We start from the raw sequence: 20,763 nt of genomic DNA on the forward strand, positions 1-20,763 counted from the left end.
CTCCCCGGCTGCGCCGGACGGCGCAGTATGCGCGGCCCCGGGGGCGGACGGCGGCCAGGCTCGGGGGCATGATCGTCCGAGCCCTCACGGCGCTGCTCGCCGCCCTCCTCGCCGTCGCCGCCGTGCCCCCGCCCGCCTCCGCAGCGGAGCCCGCACCGCCCCGCACCGTCTCCGCCTGGCTGCCGTACTGGGACCAGGAGGGCGCGTACCAGGACGCCCTGCGCCACGCGGCCCAGCTGCACACCGTCAGCCCGTTCTGGTACCAGGCGATCAGCGCCGAGCGCGTCGACGGCCACCCGGGCGCGGGCGACCGGCGCATCGTGGACGGGCTGCACGCGGCCGGGATCGCCGTGGTGCCGACCGTCATGGAGACGATGAAGCCCGGCGTCCTCGCCGCGATCCTCGCCGACCCGGCTCGCCGCGCCGCCCACATCACGGCCCTGCTCGCGGTGGTGGGCAGCCGCTCCTACGACGGCCTGGACATCGACTACGAGTCGATCGCCCCGACCGGCGACGCCGGCTACCTCGCGGTTCGCGCGAACTACGCCACGTTCATCACCGAGCTGTGCGAGCGCCTGCACGCCCTGGCCAAGCAGTGCGTGAGCACCGTCTCGCCGCAGACCGCGACCACCGGGCGCATCTGGGACTACGCGACGATCGGCCGGGCCGCCGACCGGGTGCGGATCATGGCGTACGACCGGCACTGGTCGGGCGGTGACCCCGGCCCGCTCGCCGGGGTCGACTGGTACGAGGAGATCCTGCGCCGGGCCACCGCGCTGATCCCGCCCGCCCGCATCGAGATGGCCCTGCCCGCGTACGGCTGGGACTGGCCCGCCGACGGCGGCGGCCGCGCCAAGCACGTCACCATGCGCGAGGCGGAGGCCCTGCGCGTCGCCGAGGGCAGGCCGTACCAGCTCGACCCGGTGTCCCAGACCCCGCACTTCGGCTACCAGGACGGGGACACGGCCCGCGAGGTCTGGTACCAGGACGCCAAGGGCATCGAGGCCGACCTGCCGGTCCTGGCCCGCTACGGCATCCGGAACACCTCCCTGTGGGCCCTCGACTTCGAGGACCCGGGGGTGTGGCCGGTCCTGGCCAAGCTCAGCCCGTGACCGTGGCGGTCGGGGTGTTCCACCCCGAGATCCGCAGCCGGGGCGCGGAGCCGTGCAGGTCGGCGGTGCGGTAGCCGACCGTCAGGGTCGCCGATTCGCCGGGCCAGAGGCTGACCTGGTTGTCCGACCAGTGGACGGGCAGGACCGGGGTGTCCTTGGTGTCCACGAGGTGGACGTCGGTGAGCAGCGCCGGGGTCCTGCCCGTCCCCGTGTTGGTGAGCGTGACGGTCGTGGTCGAGGTGCCGTCGCCGCCGGTGGTGGTCGTCGCGGTGGCGCTCACCTGCGCCTTCGCCATCGCGCTCAGGCCCTTCAGATCGGCGTACGCGGTGGTGGGGGTGTGGTACCAGTCGGTGTGCGCGTAGTCGAGGGCGTCCGCCTTGGTGGAGAGCCAGTACACATTGCGGCTGACCTCCTTGCCGGTGGCGTCGGTGAGCAGCAGCCGGGCGAGGTAGGTCGTGGAGAGGCCGCTCACGTGCGCCGGGACGGTCAGCGCGGTCGCCTTCGCCCCGTCGCCGCCCACGGCCACACCGGTCGCCGTCCTGTCGTACTTCTGCGTCCCGTCGGTGGTGAAGAGGGTCACCCGGGCCGTGAGACCCGACACCGGAGCGTGCGCGCCGTTCACCACGGCGACCGTGCGGTCGTCGTAGGAGTACTGGACGTGCAGCGGCTCGTTCGCCTTCCTCGCGCCGAAGTACGCGCCGCCCTGGTCGAGATAACGGTCCATCAGCTGCCAGTGCAGGGAGGTCCAGCCGCTGTTGAACATCCAGTAGACGACCCCGGTCGCGGGCTTCGAGGCGTCCTTGGAGTTGCGGGCGTACGCCTCGTACTGGGCGCGCACGTTCTCGTACTGGGCGAGCTGCGCCTTGCGCACATAGTCCTCCAGGCCCGTCGGGGCGCCGTAGCGGCCGGTCAGGGCCGCGTCGTAGAGGGCGAGGGTGGCGAAGGTGGAGGAGGGGGAGCGGTGGTACTGCTTGGCCGACGGGCTCTTCCAGAGCGTGTCCAGCTCGGCCGGGGACATCATGCGGCGCAGGGTGTCCAGGGTCGGGATGTCGGGGCCCGCGCTGGTCTCGGAGTTGAAGCCGGTGGCCCCGCCCTCCTGCTTGTTGTACCAGTAGGTGGGCGGCACCCAGTCGTAGGGCCCGGTCATCTTCATGCCCGAACTGCCGGTGATCGGCGAGGAGTTGTCGGAGGCGGCGGCCACGACCGGGGTCGGCCAGTCGGCCGCCCGCAGCGCGTCCACGTACCCCTTCTCGATCGTCTTGTCCGGCGCGAAGTCGCTGCCGATCAGGAACGAGATCACGCTGGGGTGGTCGCGCAGCCGGGCCGCCTCGGCGGCCATCGACGCCTTCGCGACCGGGTAGTCCGTCGCCGTCCACTTCTCGCCCGGCTCGCTCCCGTTGACCTGCCCCTCCCACTTGTCGCAGCACTCCCAGCCGGGGAGCGTGAGGATGCCGTACCGGTCCGCGAGGTCGAAGAACTCGTCCGGCTCGATGTGCCCTTCCAGCCGGATGGTGTTGAGGCCCAGGTCGAGCGCGTACTTGAGCCGGTCCTCCACATAGGCGCGGTCCCAGCGAAGATACTCGTCCGGCGACCAGCCGCCGCCCTTGATCAGCAGCGGGCGGCCGTTCACCGAGTACTGGCGGGCGCCGTCCGCGTTGAGGGGTGCCTTCACGTCGCGGATGCCGAACGACTCGTGCGCGGTGTCGGAGGGGGTGCCGGAGACCGACGCGGTCAGGTCGAGCCCGTACAGCGCCTGCTCGCCCATCCCGGCGGGCCACCAGACGTGCGGCGAGGCGAGATGGAGCTGGGGGAAGGCGGTCGGGGTGAAGGTGACCGTCTTCGTCTCGTGTGCGGCGAGCGTGACGTCCTGGCTGAAGGAGGCCGTGCCGATCGTGCCGGAGACGGTCGTGGTGACCGTGCTCGCCGAGTCGTTGCGCGCCTGGGCCTTCACCGTCAGGTCGGCGGTCGCGAGCGACGGCACGGCCAGGGAGGTGACGACGTGCGCGTCCCGCAGCGCCACCGGACCGCCGCGCCGCACCAGCACGTCCCGGACGATGCCCATGTTCTCGTCGGGCGGCGGCTGGAGCCAGTCGATCCACCCCATGGTGAGGTTCTTCCTGGGATCGTTGGGCTGGACGCGGAAGGCCACGGTGTTGGTGCCGGATTTCACCGTCGAGGTGATGTCCAGCTCATGGCGGGTGTACGCGCCGGCGACCGTGCCCTTCTCCGCGACCTGCTGCCCGTTGACGAACACGTCGGCGGCCGAGACGACCCCGCTGAAGTCGAGGTACGTACGGGAGGAGGTGTCCGCGACGGTGAAGTCCGAGCGGTACCACCAGGGGACGGCGAAGTCCGCGGTGGGGATGTTCTTCTGGTTGGTGGAGTAGAACGGGTCGGCGTACTTGCCCGCCGCGAGCAGGGCCGCGAGGACCGTGGAGCGGGGCCCGGCCGGGTACCAGCCCGCCGCCGGATAGCCGGGGCTGGAGACGGCCGCGGCCGAGTCGGTGACCTTGGCGGTGGACTGGATGGCGTATCCGGAGAGCGCCATGGTGGAGGGGGCAACTGCCGTGCGGTCGGCGGGAGTTGCCTGCTGGACCCCCGAGGCGAGCGCGAGGATCAGGGTGAGGGCGGCGGCCGCGGCGGTCCTTCGGCGGACGAGAGGTCGACGGTAGAACACGGTGGTCTCCCGGCATCCAGGTCAGGCATCAAAGTGAGGAATTCAAAGTTAGGAACCCTTACTAACGCGCATCCCGAAGGTAGAGACCTGAGGAAGCCATGTCAACGACCGGGGTTACCGGAGCGGGTGCGCCGCTCGAACGTCACGTCCCGCGCCGTCCCCAGCGCCGTCGCCACCGCGCCGAGCAGTACCGCGTCCTCGCCGAGCGAGCTCGGCGCCACCTTGGGGCGCAGCGGCGTCAGGGTGCGCAGGGTCTCCCGTACGGTCCGCAGCAGCAGGTCCGCGCTATGGCCCACGCCCCCGCCGAGCACCACCAGATCCGGGTCGAGCACCGCGGCGACGGCCGCCACCGTGTGGGCCAGGCGTTCGCCCTCCAGCTCGACCGCCTTGACCGCGGCGGGATCTCCGGCCCGCGCGGCCTCGAAGACGTCCTTCGCCGTGAGGGGCCCGGCCATGCCGTGCGAGCGCGCCGCCGCCACCACGGCGTCGCCGGAGACCGCGTCCTCCAGGGTGTCCGGCTTCTGCCGTCCGGGCCAGGGCAGGAAGCCGATCTCGCCGGCGCCGCCGTGCGCGCCGGTGAAGAGCTGGCCCTCGCTGACCACGCCCATGCCGAGGCCGGTGCCGATCATCACGTACACGAAGAGGCGGCTGCCCGCGCCGACGCCGAAGGTGTACTCGCCGAGCGCCGCCAGATTGGCGTCGTTGTGCACCGCCAGCGGCATCCCGAGCCCGTCGCGCATCCGGTCGAACAGGCCGGGGCGGCCCCAGCCGGGCAGGTGCTGGGCATAGCGGACCCGCCGCTTCTCCGCGTCGTACACACCGGGCGTGCCGACCACCGCCTGGGCGATCTTCTCCGCGTCCACGCCCGATCCCGCGACGAGCTGGTGGGCGGTGGTGACCACCAGATCGGCCATGGTGGAGGAGGTGCGGGCCTGGTTGCGGACCTCCGAGCGGGCCACTACCGCGCCGTCCAGGTCCGCCAGCGCGACCCGCAGCCAGGCCCGCCCGATGTCGATGCCCAGCGCGTATCCGGCGGTCGGGTCCGGGGCGTAGAGCACCGCGGACCGGCCCCGCTCGGGCGTGTGCGTGCCCGCCTCGCGGACCAGGCCGGTGGCGGCGAGCGCGGCCAGGGCGCTGGAGACCGTGGGCTTGGACAGACCGCTCTCGCGGGCGAGCTGGGCCCGCGACGAGGGGCCGCCCGCGCGCAACCGGTCGAGCAGCAGCCGCTCGTTGCTGTTGCGCTGGCGCTGTGGGTTCCAGGGCTGCTCACCCTCGTCGCTGCTGGTCATCGCATCATTCTCACGCATCGCTCCGGACGGTTTCCCGGCGACCTCTTGACGCCCAAAGTAAAGGTACTTAACTTGAGCACGCCCGGCGCCGGGGCGCACCCCCGCACTGGCGAAGAACCGCCGCCCGCACCGCCGTTGCCCTCGCGTCCCCCGAGCCCCAGGGAGGTCCCTCGTGTCCGGAACCCCGCCGCCGACCGGCGGCTTCGTCCGCCGTATCGGACTCTTCCAGGCCACCGCCATCAACATGAGCCAGATGTGCGGCATCGGCCCGTTCGTCACCATCCCGCTGATGGTCGCCGCGTTCGGCGGACCGCAGGCCGTCCTGGGCTTCGTCGCCGGGGCGGTGCTCGCCCTCGCCGACGGGCTGATCTGGGCCGAACTCGGCGCCTCCATGCCGGGCTCCGGCGGCAGTTACGTCTATCTGCGCCAGGCGTTCCAGTACCGCAGCGGGCGTCTGATGCCGTTCCTGTTCGTGTGGACGGCGATGCTGTTCATCCCGCTGATCATGTCCACCGGGGTGGTCGGCTTCGTCCAGTACCTCGGCTATCTCGCCCCGGACATGGGCAAGACGACCGGCGACCTGGTCGGGCTCGGGGTGATCGCGCTGGTCGTCCTGCTGCTGTGGCGCGGCATCGAGCACATCGCGCGGATCACCACGGTCATGTGGGCGGTGATGATTGCCTCGGTGGCTCTCGTCATCATCGCCTCGGCCACCCACTTCAGCGCCGACCGCGCCTTCACGTACCCGTCGGACGCCTTCGAGCTCACCAGCAACCACTTCTGGCTCGGCTTCGCCGCGGGTCTCACCATCGGGATCTACGACTACCTCGGCTACAACACCACCGCGTACATGGGCGCCGAGATCAAGAACCCCGGGCGCACCCTGCCGCGCTCCATCGTCTTCTCGATCCTCGGCATCATGGTGATCTACCTGCTCCTCCAGATAGGCACGCTGGGCGTCATCGACTGGCAGCGGATGACGGACCCGGGCGACATCGCTTCCACCTCGGTCGCGTCCGCAGTCCTGGAGAAGACCTGGGGCAAGGGCGCCGCGGACGTCGTCACCGTCCTGATCCTCGTCACGGCCTTCGCCTCCGTCTTCACCGGACTGCTCGGCGGCTCCCGGGTGCCGTACGACGCGGCCCGCGATCGCGTCTTCTTCCGCCCGTACGCCAAGCTCCACCCCCGGCACCGGTTCCCGACCCTGGGCCTGGCCACCATGGGCGTGATCACGGCGATCGGCTTCCTCATCGGCCGCCACACGGACCTGGCCACGCTGATCCAGTTGCTCACCACGGTGATGGTGCTGGTGCAGGCGCTGGCCCAGATCGCCGCGCTGACGGTCCTACGCACCCGCCAGCCGACCCTGCGCCGCCCCTACCGGATGTGGCTCTACCCCCTGCCCAGCGCCGTGGCCCTGGTGGGCTGGCTGGTGATCTACGGCTACGCCGACAAGAACTCACCCGGCCGCCACCCCATCGAGTGGTCACTGGCATGGCTGGCACTGGGCTGCGTCGCGTTCCTGGCATGGGCGCGCTTCGAGAAGGTGTGGCCGTTCGGGGAGCGGGAGGTGCGGGAGGAGTATGTGGAGGAGGGGGTGGGGGCGGGCTGAGTGCCGTACGGGCGAGTTCCGATGGCCCGGTTCCTGGTTGGGGCGGGGCCAACTCCGCAAGGCCCGCACCGCCCTCGGCAGCATGTCCTACGCTTCCCCCATGATCCGCGCAGTGGCCTTCGACGTCGGCGAAACCCTCGTACGCGACGACCGCTACTGGGCTTCCTGGGCCGACTGGCTCGACGCCCCCCGGCACACCGTGGCCGCTCTGGTCGGCGCCGTGGTCGCCCAGGGGCGGGACAACGCGGACGCGCTGCGGCTCATCCGGCCGGACATCGACGTGGCTGCGGAGTACGCGGCTCGCGAGGCCGCCGGGCGGGGCGAGTTCCTGGACGAATCCGATCTGTACCCGGACGTACGCCCCGCTCTGACGGCCTTGCGCGACCGAGGCGTACGGGTCGTGATCGCCGGAAACCAGACGACTCGCGCCGCCGAACTCCTTCGGGCCCTCCACCTCCCCGCCGACGTGATCGCCACATCCGGCGAGTGGGGCGTGGCGAAGCCCGCGGCCGACTTCTTCGCCCGAGTCGTCGAGGCCGCGGGGACCGCGCCGGGCGAGACGCTGTACGTCGGCGACCACCCGGCGAACGACGTCGCTCCCGCCCTCGCCGCGGGCCTGCGAACGGCACACCTGCGGCGGGGCCCGTGGGGCCACCTGTGGGCGGACACGGCGGAGGCGGCTGCGGCGGATTGGCGGGTCGACTCCCTGGATGACCTTGTGCGGATCGTTACCGGGTAGGTCGCGGTGAAACGGCCCCAACTCGGTCTTGGGAAAGGTCTCGAGCGTGCGCCTCGCCGGTGTCGTGGCCCTGTCTCAGCAAACCGCATCGCGCGCCATCACGGCGGCGAGCTCACCCATGCGCTGATGACGGCAGAGCCTCGATGGCGGCTTGCCACGGGTACGCTTCGAGGTCGCCGTGCCGGGGCCGGTGCGGGACGAAGCCGTCCTCCCCGAGCAGCACGGTCACACCAGCGCCGCGCAGCGCGTCGACGTGTCGCGCGATCGCGGGATGCGCGCCTTGGGCGCTGTTCCAATGCGGCAGCGCGACGATCGGCAGGCCGAGCCCGATGCCCTCGGTGATGAGTCCGAGGGCGAGGGTGTCGCTGACGGCGGTGGCCCATTTGGCAAGGGTGTTGGAGGTCAGCGGGGCGACGAGGAGTGCGTCCGGCGGCGGCAGCACGTCGTCTTGCGAGGGCAGCTTGCAGTCCACAGCGATCGGCGAGGCCGCGCAAGCGGCCCTTGGTGCTGCCGGTGCCGCAGGCATGAGGACGGAGATCTGGAGGCGCGAGTGGGGCGATACGGCGATCGGATCCAGCAGGCGTATGGCCACCGGGCAGTGCACAACTACCCTGCCTGGGAGGCAGGCTTCGAGCAGCGGGCGCGCCCGGAGACGTCCAAGACGAGGTGGCGCCTGTCATGCCGCTCGGCGGGCGCGTACCGCGTCGGTGTACAGCTCACGCGTGAGGTCGTCGGCGTCGATTCCGAGGTCTGCCAGCACGGCGCGAACGTCGGTGAGTGCTGCCGCGAGCTCGTCCTCGTCCACGAGGGTCTCCAGCTCGATGAATGTGCCGTCGAGCTCCGGGACCCGGACCAGCGTCGCGAGCATCCGGCGGCCGCGCGCCTCGAAGTCGTAGTTCCGGCACCGCTTCTCGAACGCGATCACGGGCAGATAGCCGAGCCCGCGCAGCATCGCGTGCACCGCGTCGGCATCCTCGACACGGGTCTCGTGCTCGGGCTTGGAGCCGGTCTCCTCGTCCACGCGCGCGCCCTTGAAGGTGAGGACGGTGCGGGTCTCGTCCTGACCGTGCACGGTGCGGACCCGCAGTTCCTCGTCGCGTGCCTCCAGCACGCCGTCCGGGGTGTCGTAATAGGTGTCCTGGTACACCTCGGCCCTGCCGACGGCACGCTCGTCGAGTTGCCGGAGCAGCGTCTCAGGTGCGTGGACGCGGGCCTTCAGCTCGGCCTCGATCACGTAAGGCTCCCCTCTTTTCCTCAGACAGTGCGTGTGGCTCCGTCGACGATCGCCTCCACCATCCGCCTGAATCCCCGGAACAGGGGTCCGTGCGGTGTCTCCATCACCTTGTACGTCGCCGATTCATGCCCTTCCCATCCCGCATCGAAAGCGCTGACGAACATCGTGTTGTCGGTGCGGATCATCCGCCAGATAGGCAGCATGCCGTACCGGTAGACCTGAATGTCGCACGTCTCGGCGAGCTCTCTCAGCCGGGCTTCGGCCAGACGTACGCCGCTGGCCAGAGACTCCTCGGATTCGCCGATCTCGGCCGCACGCCGAGCGAGGGCCGGTGACTCGGGATCGAGGAGCAGCACGCGTACTCGCAGCCCATGGCCGCCCTGCTCGCGCGGCAGACAGGCCCGCAGGAGCGAGTCGTTCAGGCCGATCAGGCCGAGACCTCGCACCGCGAGGACGTCGAGCTCCTGGGCGGCGCGGGCCTGTTGCTGGATTTCTTCGCGGGCGGAGGCCTGCGAGGCGTAAACGCGCACGACCTCGGGGAACGCGGACAGGTCGAACGCGGCGCCGCCGGAGCGCTTCTCGCGGCCGGCGGCGAGGCCTAGGAGGTGCCGAGCGTCGTCGGGCATGTCGAGGCCGTCGGCGATCCGCTCGTACACGTCGAGCCGGGACACTTCGCGACGCCGGTTGATGATCTCGTTGACGCGGCTCTGCGTCATGTCGACCGCTGCGGCGATACGAGCCTGGCTGGCTCCCGAGTACTGCTGTACGTACGCGAACACCGAGGCGATGTCCCTGCGTCGGAGGGCCTGGCGGACCGCGGCCTGTTCCCACGCCCAGGCCGGGATGGTGACGGCGCCGACCGACGCGGACATGGCTGTGCTCCCTCTCCACCGGGGAATGAGAATCCATCTCACCGTGAGATTACCGCTCGGGTATCGAACCAGCACCGGCCGTGACCGGAACCTGTGGCGCACAGTCAGCTACCAAGGCGACCAAGGGAGTACCTCTGTGAACGCCATCAAGCCGTCGGTCGATCCGGCAGCGCACCGACAGTGCGAGGTGTGCAAGGAGCCGGGGGCCGACACTGCTATCCGCCTGCTGGTCGTCGACTCCGGCGGCTGCCACGCCAGCTACGCCCACCGTGGCTGCGCCGAGGCGAACGAGCCCACCGGGGTGGTCACGCCGTGATGAACCAGACCACCAGCGCCATCACCGACTGGCTCGCCTCCGCGCACGACGTGCCCGCCCAAGCCCAACGCGAATTCGCCGTAGGCATCGCCCTCGTGCCGACCGGCGAGAAGTTCGACGCGATCCGTCTCCCCGCACCCATCGTCCACGCCGCTGCGGGCAGCGAAGCCCCCGACGCCGTCGCCGCGTTCCTCGCCGAGACCCTCCCCGGCGGAGCCGTCATCCACGACGCGTACGGCATCGGCGTCTGGCACTACGCCCTCGTCCCACCCGGAACGTACGCCAACTGGCAGGCGCCGGGCGTCGAGTGCCTGCGCCCAGGGACCTGGCTTGGCGTACCCCGCCCCGACCTCACCGCACAGCCTGGCCCCCACTGGGCCCTGCCGCCCCACACGGCAGGCAGCGTCTGTGCGGCCAAGGCCGTCGCCGACCTGGTCGCGCTCGGGCAGAGCAGTCCGCGCCCGATGCCGATGGCGCCGGAGCGGACGTCATGAGGTCCGTGATTCGGTACGCGGAGTGGACGCTCGGCGCCGACACCACCCCCGGCGCCTCCGCCCCCATCCACGTCATGGAATGCACCACCTGCCTCGACGCCTCCCCACCCTCCGACACCCGCGACGGGCCGGAGGACTGGGCGATCCGGCACACCGCGCGGCACCACGATCACGCCGGATTCCGGGCCGTCGTGACGTCGTTCGGCCGGGTCACTCCGGCGCCGGGCAACCCGTTGTACGCGCAGGCGCCGCCCCGTTGAGCGCCCGCCCTCGTGTCCCGCGCCCCGGACGGTATATCCGCTCCCCGCCGTACCGACTTCGGCCAACCGCCGGACCTGGACACCGGTGGTTCTGCAAGGATGCCGAACGCGATGAGCGATACAGCGAAGCAGCCGCAGCAGCCCGCCGAACGTCCGGTCCCGACCAGTGCCGACGTGGCCCGACTGGCCGGTGTCTCGCGCGCGACGGTGAGCTACGTACTCAACAACACCTCGGCCGTACGCATCAGCGAGCCCACCCGCGTGCGGGTCCGGGAGGCCGCCCAGGAGCTGGGGTACGTGCCGCACGCCGCCGCCCGCAGCCTGCGCGCCGGACGCACCCGGATCGTGCTCCTGCCCAGCGGGCACATCCCGGTCGGCCCGCTCTACAGCCGCTTCCTCAACGAACTGCAATGGGCGCTGCGCCGCCTCGACTACACGGTCGTGCAGTACGGCAGCCTCGGCCTGGGCGCCGACGAGGCCGCCCGCGCCTGGGCCGAGCTGCGCCCGGTCGCGGTCATCTCGCTGGGCGAGACCGCACTGACCGCCCAGGGCGTCGAGCTGCTGAAGCGGTCGGGGGCGCGGGCGGTCGTCACCCTCGGCCCGCACCGCGTCGAAGGCGCGCACTCGCTGCCGATGGACCAGCGCGAGATAGGCCGCTGCGCGGTCGGCCACCTCCTGGAGCGCGGCCACCGCCGCATCGGCGTCGTGGTGCCGTCCGAACCGGGCCTGGAACTCTTCTCCACCCCCCGCCTGGCGGGCGCGCGCAAGGCCGTCGCGGGCACGGACGCGGTGGTCGAGCCGCTGGAGCTGGCGTACGACGAGTCGTCGGCGGCCGCGCTGGCCCGGCGCTGGCGGGGCCTGGGCCTGGACGCGGTGTTCGCGTACAACGACGAATACGCGATGCTCCTGATGCGCGCCCTCCAGGACGCGGGCGTCGAGATCCCCGGCGAGACGGCCGTGGTGGGAGCCGACAACCTCCTCCTCGGCAACCTCCTCCGCCCCCGCCTGACCACGGTCAACATAGACATGGTCGAGGGCCGCCACCTGGCAGAACTGGTGGACGCGGCAGTACGCGACCCGTCGGAGGTGGGGGAGCGGAGGGATTTGATGGGGGCGACTTTGGTGAGACGGGAGTCGAGCTAGAGGCGTGCAGTTGCGCGCCAGCTACCCGTCCCTCCCCGTCCGTTGTGGGCATGCGTTCCGCCAAGGGCGGAACGGGTGGGCACAACGGACCACCGGCCCGCAGCCGAAGGACCCAGCCACCCGCAGGGCTTTCGGGAAGGGGCGGGGTGGGGAAAAATCCCCCACCAGCGGAGTGGCACCGCAAACCCCCCACCCCCACCCCCCTACCGTCCCCCCATGCACCCCTCCCGCTTCGTCATCCTCATCGTCCCCTCCCACGTGGAAACCCGCGGCACCGCCTCCGTAGCCGACAGCGCCGTCCGCTCCGCCCTCGTGGAGGCGACGGGCGAGACCGGCGAGACGGGCTACCCCCGCTACGCCGGCCACGGCATCGTCGCCGACGTCGACCCCCGCACCCGCACCGTCGAGGCCCTCCTCGTGGACGGTACGGAACTCGACTACGGCCTCACCGCACTCATCGCCCCCGAAGAGTGACCGGGCACCCCCAAAGCGCCCAGCGCGCCCGGCACCCCCAGCACCCCCAGATCCGCCGAGATCCCCGCCCCCGCAGCCCGCAGCGCGGGAAGCACCGCCCGCACCATCTCCTCCGCGCTCCCACGCCCCGCGTGCTGCGCCACGTTCACCGCAGCCACCACCCGCCCGTCCGCCCCGCGCACCGGCACCGCCAGTGAGCGCAGCCCGACCTCCAACTCCTCGGCCACCAGCGCGTAGCCATCGGCCGCGCACCGCTCCACGATCCGGGTCAGCTCGGCCGCGGACGTCACCGTGTTCGGGGTGAGGGCGGGCAGCCCGTCGGGCAGCGGCGGGCGTTCCCCGGGCGCGAGACCGGCGAGCAGCACCCGCCCCATCGACGTCGCGTACGCCGGGAACCGCGTCCCCACCGTGATGTCGATGCTCATGATCCGTACGGTCGGGACGCGCGCCACATAGCGGATGTCGGCCCCGTCGAGCACCGCCATCGACGCCGACTCGCCGGTCCGGGCCACAAGGCGCGCCAGATGCGGCCGGGCGACCTCGGCGGGACCGAGCGCCGAGAGCCGGGCACAGCCCAGTTCGAGGACGCGGGGGAGCAGCCGGAAGCGGTGCCCATCCGGACCGCCGCGCTCCACGTACCCCAGCTGCACGAGGGTGAGCAGCGAGCGCCGCACGGTGGCCCGGGCCAGGCCGGTCGCCTCGGAGACGGTCGTGAGCGTCAGCCCCTCGCCCCGGTCCGCGCCCAGCGCGCACAGCACCGCGAGCCCACGCGCCAGGGACTGCAGGAAGTCCGGCCCGAGCTCCCGCTTGAGCCCGGCGGACGCGTCGACGAACGCGGCGCCCGCCACCGGATCCGCCGCACACCGGCCCGCCAGCGCCGCCTCCATCGCACCCCCCGCCTCCCGCAGCCGAGGCAGCGCCGCCTCCCGCAGGGACCGGGGGGTGTGCCTGCTCGTATGGCTCGCCACGCTCACCGCGCACACCGTCGAGCCCGCCCCGTCCCGTACCGGCACCGCCACCACGATCAGCCCCGGCTCGATCAGCTCCTCGTCGACCGCCCACTCCAGTGTGCCGTCGGCGAAGAGCGCACCCGGCGCGCAGCGGTCGGCGGGCAGCAGGTCGCCGACGCGGAAGGCGAGCGCCATCGTGCGGCGGCGGGCGGCGGTCTGGAGGACGACGCGGACGCCGTCGCCGTCGGGCACGCCCACCGAGACGGACTCGTCCAGCTCGTCCGCGAGCCGCCCCACCAGCGGCCCGAGCGCCGCCGGGATCCCGCTGCCGCGCAGATAGGCGCCGGACAGCACCATCAGGCGCGGCGCGAGCGCCACTTCCCGGCCGTCCGCGCGGACCAGGTCGAGCCGGTCCAGGGTCGCCACCACCCGGTCGACCGTCGCCCGGGCGAGCCCGGTGGCCCGTACGAGGGCTCCCCGGTCCATTTCGTACGCGGCGAGCGCGCGCAGCACCGCGAGGCCGCGTTCCAGCGGGCCGACCGACATGTCTGGGGACACGGGTCCTCCTGGGGCCGTTGACAGCGCGCCGGGGGCGGGCCGAGACTCGGGACTGATTGTGAACCAAAGTTCACTGGGCGAACAGCCCCGGAATGAAACGAGTGCGTCGGACCGAATGCGTCGCGCACCACGCGGGCACGGCCGACCGAGCAGCGGGAGAGAACCGATGAGCATCCGGGACGTGTACATCGTCGACGCCGTGCGCACCCCCATCGGCAAGTTCGGGGGCGCGCTCGCCTCGGTGCGGCCCGACGACCTGGCCGCGCACGTGGTGAAGTCGCTCGTCGGCCGCTCCCCGCAGCTCGACCCGGCCCGTATCGACGACGTCTACTTCGGCGACGCCAACGGCGCCGGAGAGGACAACCGCGACGTGGCCCGGATGGCCGTGCTGCTCGCCGGGCTGCCGGTGTCGATCCCCGGCGTCACCGTCAACCGCCTGTGCGGTTCGGGCCTGGAGGCCGTCATCCAGGCCGCCCGCGCCATCGCGGTCGGCGACGCGCACATCGCGGTCGCGGGCGGCGTCGAATCGATGTCCCGCGCCCCGTGGGTGATGCAGAAGCCCGAGCGCGCCTTCCCGGCCGGCCACCAGCAGCTCTGGTCGACCACGCTCGGCTGGCGGATGACCAACCCGAGGATGCCCGCCGAGTGGACGGTCGCGCTCGGCGAGGGCGCCGAACTGATCGCGGACAGGCACGCGTTGACCCGCGAACAGCAGGACGCGTTCGCCCTCGCCAGTCACCGCAAGGCCGCCGAGGCCTGGGCGAAGGGTCTGTACGACGACGAGGTCGTTCCGTACGAGGGCGTCGACCTCGCCCGTGACGAGTGCATCCGTGAGTCGTCCTCCATGGAGGCGCTCGCCCGGCTCAAGCCCGCCTTCCGCGAGGGCGGTTCGGTGACGGCGGGCAACTCCTCGCCGCTCAACGACGGCGCCGCCGCGCTGCTGCTCGTCGACGAGGAGGGGCTGCGCGCCACCGGCCGCGAACCGCTCGCCCGGATCCGTACCTCCGCCGTCACCGGGATCGAGCCGCAGCTCTTCGGCCTCGGTCCGGTCGAGGCGGTGCGCACCGCGCTCGCCAAGGCGGGCAAGGGCCTCGGCGACCTGAGCGTCTTCGAGCTCAACGAAGCCTTCGCCGCGCAGTCGTTGGGGTGTCTGGCCGAGTGGCCGGAGCTGGATCCGGCCGTCGTGAACCCGCGCGGCGGCGCCATCGCCATCGGCCACCCGCTCGGCGCCTCGGGCGCCCGGCTCGCCGGGGCGGTGGCCCACCAACTGGCCGCCAAGGGCTCGGGCGTGGGCCTCGCGGCGCTCTGCATCGGCGTGGGTCAGGGGCTGGCGCTGGTCCTGGAGCGCTAGGCGCTCCGCCGGGAGTGCGGTGATTCGGCTGCGGGTTGTGGGTGGCTGGTCGCCCCTTCGGGGCGCCGGTACCGCACCGGACTTCCCCAAGTCCGCTTGGGGGGACCCGTATCACGAGTGACGGGCGGGACATTTGTTCGTGCGGCCCCACTAAGATGCCGCACGGGACTTCCCCGCGATCATGGCTTCCCCCCGGGCACCGCTCTCGATCACGCGTGAGACTGGAGATCCTTCATGACCCTGCTCGACCCCAAGACCTGGCAGGCGCGGACGCTGTCGGGGGGTGAGTACGAGGTCACCGAACCCGCCACCGGAGAGGGCCTGGGCGCGCTCACCCTGGCCACCGCCGACGACATAGCGGCGGCCGTCGCGGCGGGCCGCGCGGCCCAGCCCGGCTGGGCCCGCTCCCCGCACTTCGCCCGCGCGGCCGTACTGCGCCGCGCGGGCGACCTGTTCACGGAGTACGCCGACGAACTGCGCGAATGGCTCGTACGGGAATCCGGCTCCATCCCCGGCAAGGCCGACTTCGAGCTGCACGTGGCCGCCCAGGAGTGCTACGAGGCCGCCGCGCTCGCCTCCCGCCCACTGGGCGAGGTGCTGCCGAGCGAGGAGCCGAGGCTCAGCTTCACCCGGCGGGTGCCGGTCGGGGTGACCGGGGTGATCGCCCCCTTCAACGCTCCCCTCATCCTCGCCATCCGCTCGGTCGCGCCCGCGCTGGCTCTCGGCAACGCCGTGATCCTGAAGCCCGATCCGCGCACCGCCGTCTGCGGCGGCCTCTCGCTGGCGGCGGTCTTCGAGGAGGCCGGACTGCCCGAAGGACTCCTTCACGTGCTGCCAGGGGGCGCGGAGGCCGGCCAGGCCCTGGTCGCGGACCCGGGCGTCCCGGTGATCTCCTTCACCGGCTCGACCGCCGCCGGGCGCAGGGTCGGCGAGGCCGCCGGGCGCCTGCTCAAGCGCGTCCATCTGGAGCTCGGCGGGAACTCCGCGCTGGTCGTCCTGGAGGACGCCGACATCGAGGGCGCGGTGGCACAGGCCTCCTGGGGCTCGTTCTTCCACCAGGGCCAGATCTGCATGACCACCGGCCGCCACCTCGTACACGCCTCGCTGTACGAGGAGTACGTGGAGCGGCTCGCCGCGCGGGCCGACGCGCTGGCCGTGGGCGACCCGTACCGCGAGCAGGTGCACCTCGGCCCGGTCATCGACCGGCCTCAACTGGCCAAGATCCACGGCCTGGTGGAGGCCAGCACCGCGCGCGGAGCCCGGCTCGCGGCGGGTGGCACCCACCGAGACCTGTTCTACCGCCCGACCGTCCTCGCGGACGTCGACGACCACACCCCGGCATACGCGGAGGAGGTGTTCGGTCCGGTGGCGCCCGTACGGCCGTTCCGTACCCTCGACGAGGCCGCGGCCCTGGCCGCCGACGGCCCGTACGGCCTCTCCCTCGGCATCGTCACCCGCGACACCGCACTCGGCCTGGAGCTCGCGGACCGCATCCCGACCGGCATCGCCCACATCAACGACCAAACGGTCAACGACGAGGCGGTGGCCCCCTTCGGCGGCGTGGCGGCGTCCGGAACGGGGGCGAGGTTCGGGGGCACGGCGAATGTGGAGGCGTTTACGGAGCTGCGCTGGACGACGGTAAGGCGGGAACCGGCGGCACACGGTTTCTAGGGCAACGTCGCGGTCCGGGGCAGGCCGTACCCCCTAGGGGCGCGGGGAACTGCGCGACCAGCCCCAGACGGCCCGCAGTCGAACGACCGTCCGTTCCAGCCACAACGCACCGCATACCCTTGCGCGGTGCACAACGTGATCACCGGCTTCCTGCCCATCTGGGCGCTGACGGCCTGCGGCTGGGCCGCCGGGCGCTACAACGTGCTCGGCGCCCAGGCGCAGGCGCAACACGTGCTGGGAAGGTTCGCGTTCACCTTCGCGATGCCGTCGCTGCTGTTCCTGACGATGTCGCGCTCGCACCCGGGCGACCTGGCCCGCCCGGGCGTCGCCGTCTTCGCCGTCAGCCTGGTCACCGTGTTCGCGGCCGGACTCCTCGTCAGCCGCTGGATGTTCCGCCGCAAGCGCGGCGAGCAGGCGATAGGCGCGATGGCCGCGTCCTACGTGAACTCCGCGAACCTGGGCATCCCGGTCGCCGTACACGTCCTGCACGACACCTCGTTCATCGTCGCCGCCGCGCTCTTCCAGATGCTCTTCATCACGCCGCTGATCCTGGTGCTGATCGAGCTGGACGTACGCAGGGCGGGGCGCGAGCGGTGGACGCGGATCCTCCAACTCCCGTTCCGCAACCCGGTGATCGGGGCATCCGCCCTGGGACTCGTGGTCGCCGGGCTCGGGCTGCGGCTGCCCGAGGAGGTGGTCTCGCCGCTCCAGATCCTCGGCGGCGGCGCCGTCCCGGCCGCGCTCTTCGCGCTCGGCATGTCGCTGAACGCGCGCGCCCGGCCCGACGCCGACGGCCGGACCGAGCGGCTGATCCTGGTGGGGCTGAAGGTCGCGGCGCAGCCCCTGTTCGCCTACGCGCTGGGGCGCTGGCTCTTCGGGCTCGACGGGCACGCGCTGTTCGCGGTGGTGCTGTGCGCCGGACTGCCGACCGCGCAGAACGCCTTCATCTTCGCGTCCGAGTACTCCCTGGACACGGAGCTGCCCAGGGACACCGTGCTGCTCTCGACGCTCCTGTCGATGGTGTCCCTGTCGCTCATCGCCTGGCAGCTGGGCTGAGGCAGCGCAGCCGGAGGGCGCCCTACTGCGCCTTGTTGGCTTCCTCCACCGACTTGCGGACCTCGTCCATGTCGAGCGCGCGCGCCTGCCCGATCACGTCCTCCAGAGCCGCCTCCGGCAGCGCGCCGGGCTGCGAGAAGATCGCCACGTTCTCGCGGACGATCATCAGCGTGGGGATCGAGCGGATCTCGAACGCCGCCGCCAGCTCCTGCTGGGCCTCGGTGTCCACCTTGGCGAAGACCAGGTCGTCGTGGCGCTCGGAGGCCGCCTCGTAGACCGGGCCGAACTGCCGGCAGGGACCGCACCAGGAGGCCCAGAAGTCGATCAGGACGAAGTCGTTGTCCGACACGACCTGGTCGAAGTTCTCCTTGGTCAGCTCCACAGTCGCCATCACGCACTCCCTCTTCCTGGCCTCACCGTGAAGCCGCTTCGCACAACGGCGGCCGCCGTCGTGGTATTCCGAGTGTTTTCCGCTGACTCACGGCTGCCCCTGTGGCTCCCGGGTACTCCCCGCACCAGACTGTGCCTATGACGGAAGCCTTGGAATACGACGTGGTGGTGCTGGGAGCGGGACCGGTCGGGGAGAACGTCGCCGACCGGGTGCGGGCGGCGGGCCTGAGCGCCGCCGTGGTGGAGAGCGAGCTGGTCGGCGGCGAGTGCTCGTACTGGGCGTGCATGCCCAGCAAGGCGCTGCTGCGGCCGGTGATCGCCCGCTCGGACGCGCGCAAGGTGCCCGGCCTGCGCGGGAGCGTGGCGGGCCCGCTGGACGTGCCGGCGGTGCTCGCCCACCGCGACGAGTACGTCTCGCACTGGAAGGACGACGGCCAGGTGCGCTGGCTGGAGGGCATCGGCGCCCACCTCTACCGGGGCCACGGGCGCCTCTACGGCACCCGCAAGGTCAGCGTCACCAGCCCCGAGGGCGAGCACCATGTGCTGACCGCCCGGCACGCGGTGGCCGTCTGCACCGGCAGCCGCGCGGTCGTGCCCGATCTGCCCGGCATCGCTGACGCCCGGCCCTGGACCAGCCGCGAGGCCACCAGCGCGCAGGAGGTGCCGGGGCGGCTCGTGGTCGTCGGCGGGGGAGTGGTCGGTGTGGAGATGGCGACGGCCTGGCAGGCGTTCGGCGCGCAGGTGACCGTTCTGGTGCGCGGCGACGGGCTGCTGCCGAAGATGGAGCCGTTCGCGGGCGAGCTGGTCGCCGAGGCCCTGAAGGAGGCGGGCGCCTCCGTCCGTACGAACGTGTCCGTCTCCGAGGTCGTACGGGACGGCGGCACCGGTCCCGTCACGGTCGTCCTGGACGACGGCGGGCGCATCGAGGCGGACGAGATCCTCTTCGCCACCGGCCGGGCCCCGCGCACCGACGACATCGGCCTGGACACCATCGGGATGGATCCCGGCTCCTGGCTGCCGGTCGACGACTCCTGCCGGGTGGCGGGGAGCGACTGGCTGTACGCGGTGGGCGACGTCAACCACCGGGTGCTGCTGACCCACCAGGGCAAGTACCAGGCGAGGATCGCGGGCGCCGCGATCGCCGCGCGCGCGGCGAAGGTGCCGCTCCTGGAGACCGACCCGTGGGGCGCCCACGCGGCCACCGCCGACCGCGCCGCCGTCCCCCAGGTCGTCTTCACCGACCCCGAGGCCGCCTCGGCGGGGCTGACGCTCGCCGAGGCGGAGGCGGCCGGGCACCGCGTCCGGGCCGTCGACTACGACCTGGGCGGCGTGGCGGGCGCGGGCCTGTACGCCGACGGCTACCGGGGCCGCGCCCGGATGGTCGTCGACCTGGACCGCGAGGTCCTGCTCGGCGTCACCTTCGTCGGCCCCGGCGTGGGCGAGCTCATCCACTCCGCGACGATCGCGATCGCGGGCGAGGTCCCGATCGGACGGCTGTGGCACGCGGTACCGGCGTACCCGACGATCAGCGAGGTGTGGCTGCGCCTGCTGGAGGCGTACCGCGACCAGTAGGAGCGGGCCCGCGCGGAGGTCAGCGCTCCTCGAAGACGAGGTTCTCCGGTGGCTCGGTCATCCGGACCGTCTGATCGGCGACCTCCACGACCGTCGACAGGGTGGTGAACTGCCCCTTGGAGACGATCAGGACGCGATCGGGCCGCTGGTCGAGGAAGGCCTTGAACCCGGCGAGCGAGGGGTCGTCGGCGCCGAGGACGAGATAGTCCGCGAGCCGCCGGAACAGCTTCGGCAGCACGACCGCGCTCTCGGTCAGCGAGGCCAGACCGTCGATCTTCGCGCCGCTGGCGGTCAGGTCCACCGGCCACAGCCCGTTGGCGGCCGTGCGCGCCTCCTGCACCGCGGCCGTCATGACCGCGCGCAGATCGACGAACAGCTTGGTGTAGTACGTCGGATAGGCGAGCCCGTCCGCCAACTGGGCGAAGTTGGCGGTCTGCTGGAGCAGCGCCGCGTCGACGAAGTGCTGCTGCCCGCTGGGGCCGGGCGCCGGGCCGCGTCCGGCCATGGCCACACAGCGCCCGTGCAGGTCCGCGCCCCGGGTGAGAATGAACCCCGGGGCCTGCGCGGGCTCGGAGGCGGTGACCGTGCCGTGGGCGTCGCGCTCGACGCCGGTGAAGCCGAGCCAGGTGGTGAGCGCGTCGGCCGCCTCGTCCGCGAACGGCGGCGGCTGGTGCATCTCGCGGCCGTGCGCCGGGATGTAGTGCGTCTCCAGGGTGTCGATGCCGTCCAGCCGCAGCTGGGCGCCGCCGGTCCGGTTGCGCTGGACGCGGTGCGGTCCGGGCACGAGGTCCCACTGGGTGAGGTCGGCCGGGTAGAAGCGGACGGAGTCGCCGTCCGGGCGGGCACCGGTGACCCGGTACGTTCCTTCGATCACGAGCATTCCCACGACGGCCTCCTCAGCGTGCACACCGGGCACCTCCAGCATCCGCCGCACAGCCGTCGAGGGCGCCCGCCCGGCGCGATACTTACGGTCCCGCGGGCCCCGGCGCGCAC

20 protein-coding genes are annotated in these 20,763 nt (G+C 72.2%); 12 read left to right on the forward strand and 8 right to left on the reverse strand.

What is annotated here, in order from left to right; all coding sequences use genetic code 11:
* Positions 1-68 precede the first annotated feature (68 nt).
* A complete protein-coding gene (locus IE252_RS00555) occupies positions 69-1,112 on the forward strand; it encodes a glycosyl hydrolase family 18 protein (protein ID WP_190087208.1) in 1,044 nt (347 codons plus the stop codon).
* On the opposite strand, the gene IE252_RS00560 is transcribed toward IE252_RS00555, so the two are convergent.
* Both IE252_RS00560 and IE252_RS00565 read right to left on the reverse strand, forming a co-directional pair.
* On the reverse strand, positions 1,102-3,789 hold the full coding sequence (locus tag IE252_RS00560) for a glycoside hydrolase family 2 protein (RefSeq protein WP_190087209.1): 2,688 nt from the start codon (positions 3,787-3,789) through the stop codon (positions 1,102-1,104). The genes IE252_RS00555 and IE252_RS00560 overlap by 11 nt on opposite strands.
* Positions 3,790-3,890: 101 nt before the next feature.
* Positions 3,891-5,078 carry an ROK family protein gene (locus tag IE252_RS00565; RefSeq protein ID WP_229847782.1) on the reverse strand — a complete coding sequence of 396 codons (1,188 nt, stop codon included), beginning with the start codon at positions 5,076-5,078 and terminating at the stop codon, positions 3,891-3,893.
* A gap of 172 nt (positions 5,079-5,250) precedes the next feature.
* On the opposite strand from IE252_RS00565, the gene IE252_RS00570 reads away from it, so the two are divergent.
* Together IE252_RS00570 and IE252_RS00575 are read left to right on the forward strand one after the other, a co-directional pair.
* Positions 5,251-6,690 (forward strand): APC family permease, encoded by a 1,440-nt coding sequence (locus tag IE252_RS00570; protein ID WP_190087211.1) that lies wholly within the window; start codon positions 5,251-5,253, stop codon positions 6,688-6,690.
* A gap of 100 nt (positions 6,691-6,790) precedes the next feature.
* A complete protein-coding gene (locus tag IE252_RS00575; RefSeq protein WP_190087212.1) occupies positions 6,791-7,429 on the forward strand; it encodes an HAD family hydrolase in 639 nt (212 codons plus the stop codon).
* A 112-nt stretch (positions 7,430-7,541) separates the two neighbouring features.
* Here IE252_RS00575 and IE252_RS00580 read toward each other — a convergent pair whose 3' ends face one another.
* From IE252_RS00580 to IE252_RS00590, 3 genes are all read right to left on the reverse strand, one after another.
* Positions 7,542-7,901: a flavoprotein gene (locus tag IE252_RS00580; protein ID WP_229847784.1), complete on the reverse strand. Its 360-nt coding sequence runs from the start codon at positions 7,899-7,901 to the stop codon at positions 7,542-7,544.
* Positions 7,902-8,105: 204 nt separating this feature from the next.
* Positions 8,106-8,663 carry a class IV adenylate cyclase gene (gene cyaB / locus IE252_RS00585; protein ID WP_190087213.1) on the reverse strand — a complete coding sequence of 186 codons (558 nt, stop codon included), beginning with the start codon at positions 8,661-8,663 and terminating at the stop codon, positions 8,106-8,108.
* 20 nt (positions 8,664-8,683) lie between these two features.
* The gene (locus IE252_RS00590; protein WP_190087214.1) at positions 8,684-9,535 is read right to left on the reverse strand and encodes a helix-turn-helix domain-containing protein; all 852 of its coding nucleotides are present in this window, start codon (positions 9,533-9,535) and stop codon (positions 8,684-8,686) included.
* 136 nt (positions 9,536-9,671) lie between these two features.
* Here IE252_RS00590 and IE252_RS00595 point away from each other — a divergent pair, with 136 nt between their 5' ends.
* The 5 genes from IE252_RS00595 to IE252_RS00615 all read left to right on the forward strand — a co-directional run bounded on the left by IE252_RS00595 (position 9,672) and on the right by IE252_RS00615 (position 12,222).
* Positions 9,672-9,851, forward strand: coding sequence for a hypothetical protein (locus tag IE252_RS00595; protein WP_190087215.1), 180 nt, complete (start codon positions 9,672-9,674; stop codon positions 9,849-9,851).
* A complete protein-coding gene (locus tag IE252_RS00600) occupies positions 9,851-10,345 on the forward strand; it encodes a hypothetical protein (RefSeq protein WP_190087216.1) in 495 nt (164 codons plus the stop codon). Before IE252_RS00595 ends, IE252_RS00600 begins: the two co-directional genes overlap by 1 nt.
* Complete coding sequence (locus tag IE252_RS00605) at positions 10,342-10,605, forward strand: DUF7848 domain-containing protein (RefSeq protein WP_190087217.1); 264 nt, start codon at positions 10,342-10,344, stop codon at positions 10,603-10,605. Before IE252_RS00600 ends, IE252_RS00605 begins: the two co-directional genes overlap by 4 nt.
* Positions 10,606-10,716: 111 nt before the next feature.
* Positions 10,717-11,748 (forward strand): LacI family DNA-binding transcriptional regulator, encoded by a 1,032-nt coding sequence (locus IE252_RS00610; protein ID WP_190087218.1) that lies wholly within the window; start codon positions 10,717-10,719, stop codon positions 11,746-11,748.
* Between the two features lie 216 nt (positions 11,749-11,964).
* Positions 11,965-12,222, forward strand: a complete 258-nt coding sequence (locus IE252_RS00615; RefSeq protein ID WP_190087219.1) for a hypothetical protein — start codon at positions 11,965-11,967, stop codon at positions 12,220-12,222.
* Here IE252_RS00615 and IE252_RS00620 read toward each other — a convergent pair.
* Positions 12,186-13,718, reverse strand: coding sequence for an IclR family transcriptional regulator domain-containing protein (locus IE252_RS00620; protein WP_190087793.1), 1,533 nt, complete (start codon positions 13,716-13,718; stop codon positions 12,186-12,188). The genes IE252_RS00615 and IE252_RS00620 overlap by 37 nt on opposite strands.
* Positions 13,719-13,896: 178 nt before the next feature.
* Here IE252_RS00620 and IE252_RS00625 point away from each other — a divergent pair, with 178 nt between their 5' ends.
* The 3 genes from IE252_RS00625 (at position 13,897) to IE252_RS00635 (ending at position 17,808) form a co-directional block, all read left to right on the forward strand.
* Complete coding sequence (locus tag IE252_RS00625; RefSeq protein ID WP_190087220.1) at positions 13,897-15,081, forward strand: thiolase family protein; 1,185 nt, start codon at positions 13,897-13,899, stop codon at positions 15,079-15,081.
* A gap of 234 nt (positions 15,082-15,315) precedes the next feature.
* Positions 15,316-16,752: a benzaldehyde dehydrogenase gene (locus tag IE252_RS00630; protein WP_190087221.1), complete on the forward strand. Its 1,437-nt coding sequence runs from the start codon at positions 15,316-15,318 to the stop codon at positions 16,750-16,752.
* A gap of 126 nt (positions 16,753-16,878) precedes the next feature.
* Positions 16,879-17,808 carry an AEC family transporter gene (locus IE252_RS00635; RefSeq protein WP_190087222.1) on the forward strand — a complete coding sequence of 310 codons (930 nt, stop codon included), beginning with the start codon at positions 16,879-16,881 and terminating at the stop codon, positions 17,806-17,808.
* A 22-nt stretch (positions 17,809-17,830) separates the two neighbouring features.
* Here IE252_RS00635 and trxA read toward each other — a convergent pair whose 3' ends face one another.
* Positions 17,831-18,199: a thioredoxin gene (gene trxA, locus IE252_RS00640; protein WP_190087223.1), complete on the reverse strand. Its 369-nt coding sequence runs from the start codon at positions 18,197-18,199 to the stop codon at positions 17,831-17,833.
* A 137-nt stretch (positions 18,200-18,336) separates the two neighbouring features.
* On the opposite strand from trxA, the gene IE252_RS00645 reads away from it, so the two are divergent.
* Positions 18,337-19,770 carry a dihydrolipoyl dehydrogenase family protein gene (locus IE252_RS00645; protein ID WP_190087224.1) on the forward strand — a complete coding sequence of 478 codons (1,434 nt, stop codon included), beginning with the start codon at positions 18,337-18,339 and terminating at the stop codon, positions 19,768-19,770.
* Between the two features lie 19 nt (positions 19,771-19,789).
* Here the strand turns inward: IE252_RS00645 and IE252_RS00650 are convergent, their stop codons facing one another.
* On the reverse strand, positions 19,790-20,677 hold the full coding sequence (locus IE252_RS00650; RefSeq protein ID WP_308434505.1) for a nuclease: 888 nt from the start codon (positions 20,675-20,677) through the stop codon (positions 19,790-19,792).
* Between the last annotated feature and the right edge of the window lie 86 nt (positions 20,678-20,763).

This window comes from Streptomyces melanogenes, from assembly GCF_014649795.1.
In the GTDB taxonomy this organism is placed as follows: Bacteria; Actinomycetota; Actinomycetes; order Streptomycetales; family Streptomycetaceae; genus Streptomyces; species Streptomyces noboritoensis.

Bases quoted from the DNA above. Each gene is read 5' to 3' on its own strand.
- IE252_RS00555 (WP_190087208.1), top strand. From the start codon at position 69: ATGATCGTCCGAGCCCTCACGGCGCTGCTCGCCGCCCTCCTCGCCGTC.
- IE252_RS00565 (WP_229847782.1), bottom strand. From the start codon at position 5,078: ATGACCAGCAGCGACGAGGGTGAGCAGCCCTGGAACCCACAGCGCCAG.
- IE252_RS00575 (WP_190087212.1), top strand. From the start codon at position 6,791: ATGATCCGCGCAGTGGCCTTCGACGTCGGCGAAACCCTCGTACGCGAC.
- IE252_RS00590 (WP_190087214.1), bottom strand. From the start codon at position 9,535: ATGTCCGCGTCGGTCGGCGCCGTCACCATCCCGGCCTGGGCGTGGGAA.
- IE252_RS00600 (WP_190087216.1), top strand. From the start codon at position 9,851: ATGAACCAGACCACCAGCGCCATCACCGACTGGCTCGCCTCCGCGCAC.
- IE252_RS00605 (WP_190087217.1), top strand. From the start codon at position 10,342: ATGAGGTCCGTGATTCGGTACGCGGAGTGGACGCTCGGCGCCGACACC.
- IE252_RS00610 (WP_190087218.1), top strand. From the start codon at position 10,717: ATGAGCGATACAGCGAAGCAGCCGCAGCAGCCCGCCGAACGTCCGGTC.
- IE252_RS00615 (WP_190087219.1), top strand. From the start codon at position 11,965: ATGCACCCCTCCCGCTTCGTCATCCTCATCGTCCCCTCCCACGTGGAA.
- IE252_RS00620 (WP_190087793.1), bottom strand. From the start codon at position 13,718: ATGTCGGTCGGCCCGCTGGAACGCGGCCTCGCGGTGCTGCGCGCGCTC.
- IE252_RS00625 (WP_190087220.1), top strand. From the start codon at position 13,897: ATGAGCATCCGGGACGTGTACATCGTCGACGCCGTGCGCACCCCCATC.
- IE252_RS00630 (WP_190087221.1), top strand. From the start codon at position 15,316: ATGACCCTGCTCGACCCCAAGACCTGGCAGGCGCGGACGCTGTCGGGG.
- trxA (WP_190087223.1), bottom strand. From the start codon at position 18,199: ATGGCGACTGTGGAGCTGACCAAGGAGAACTTCGACCAGGTCGTGTCG.
- IE252_RS00645 (WP_190087224.1), top strand. From the start codon at position 18,337: ATGACGGAAGCCTTGGAATACGACGTGGTGGTGCTGGGAGCGGGACCG.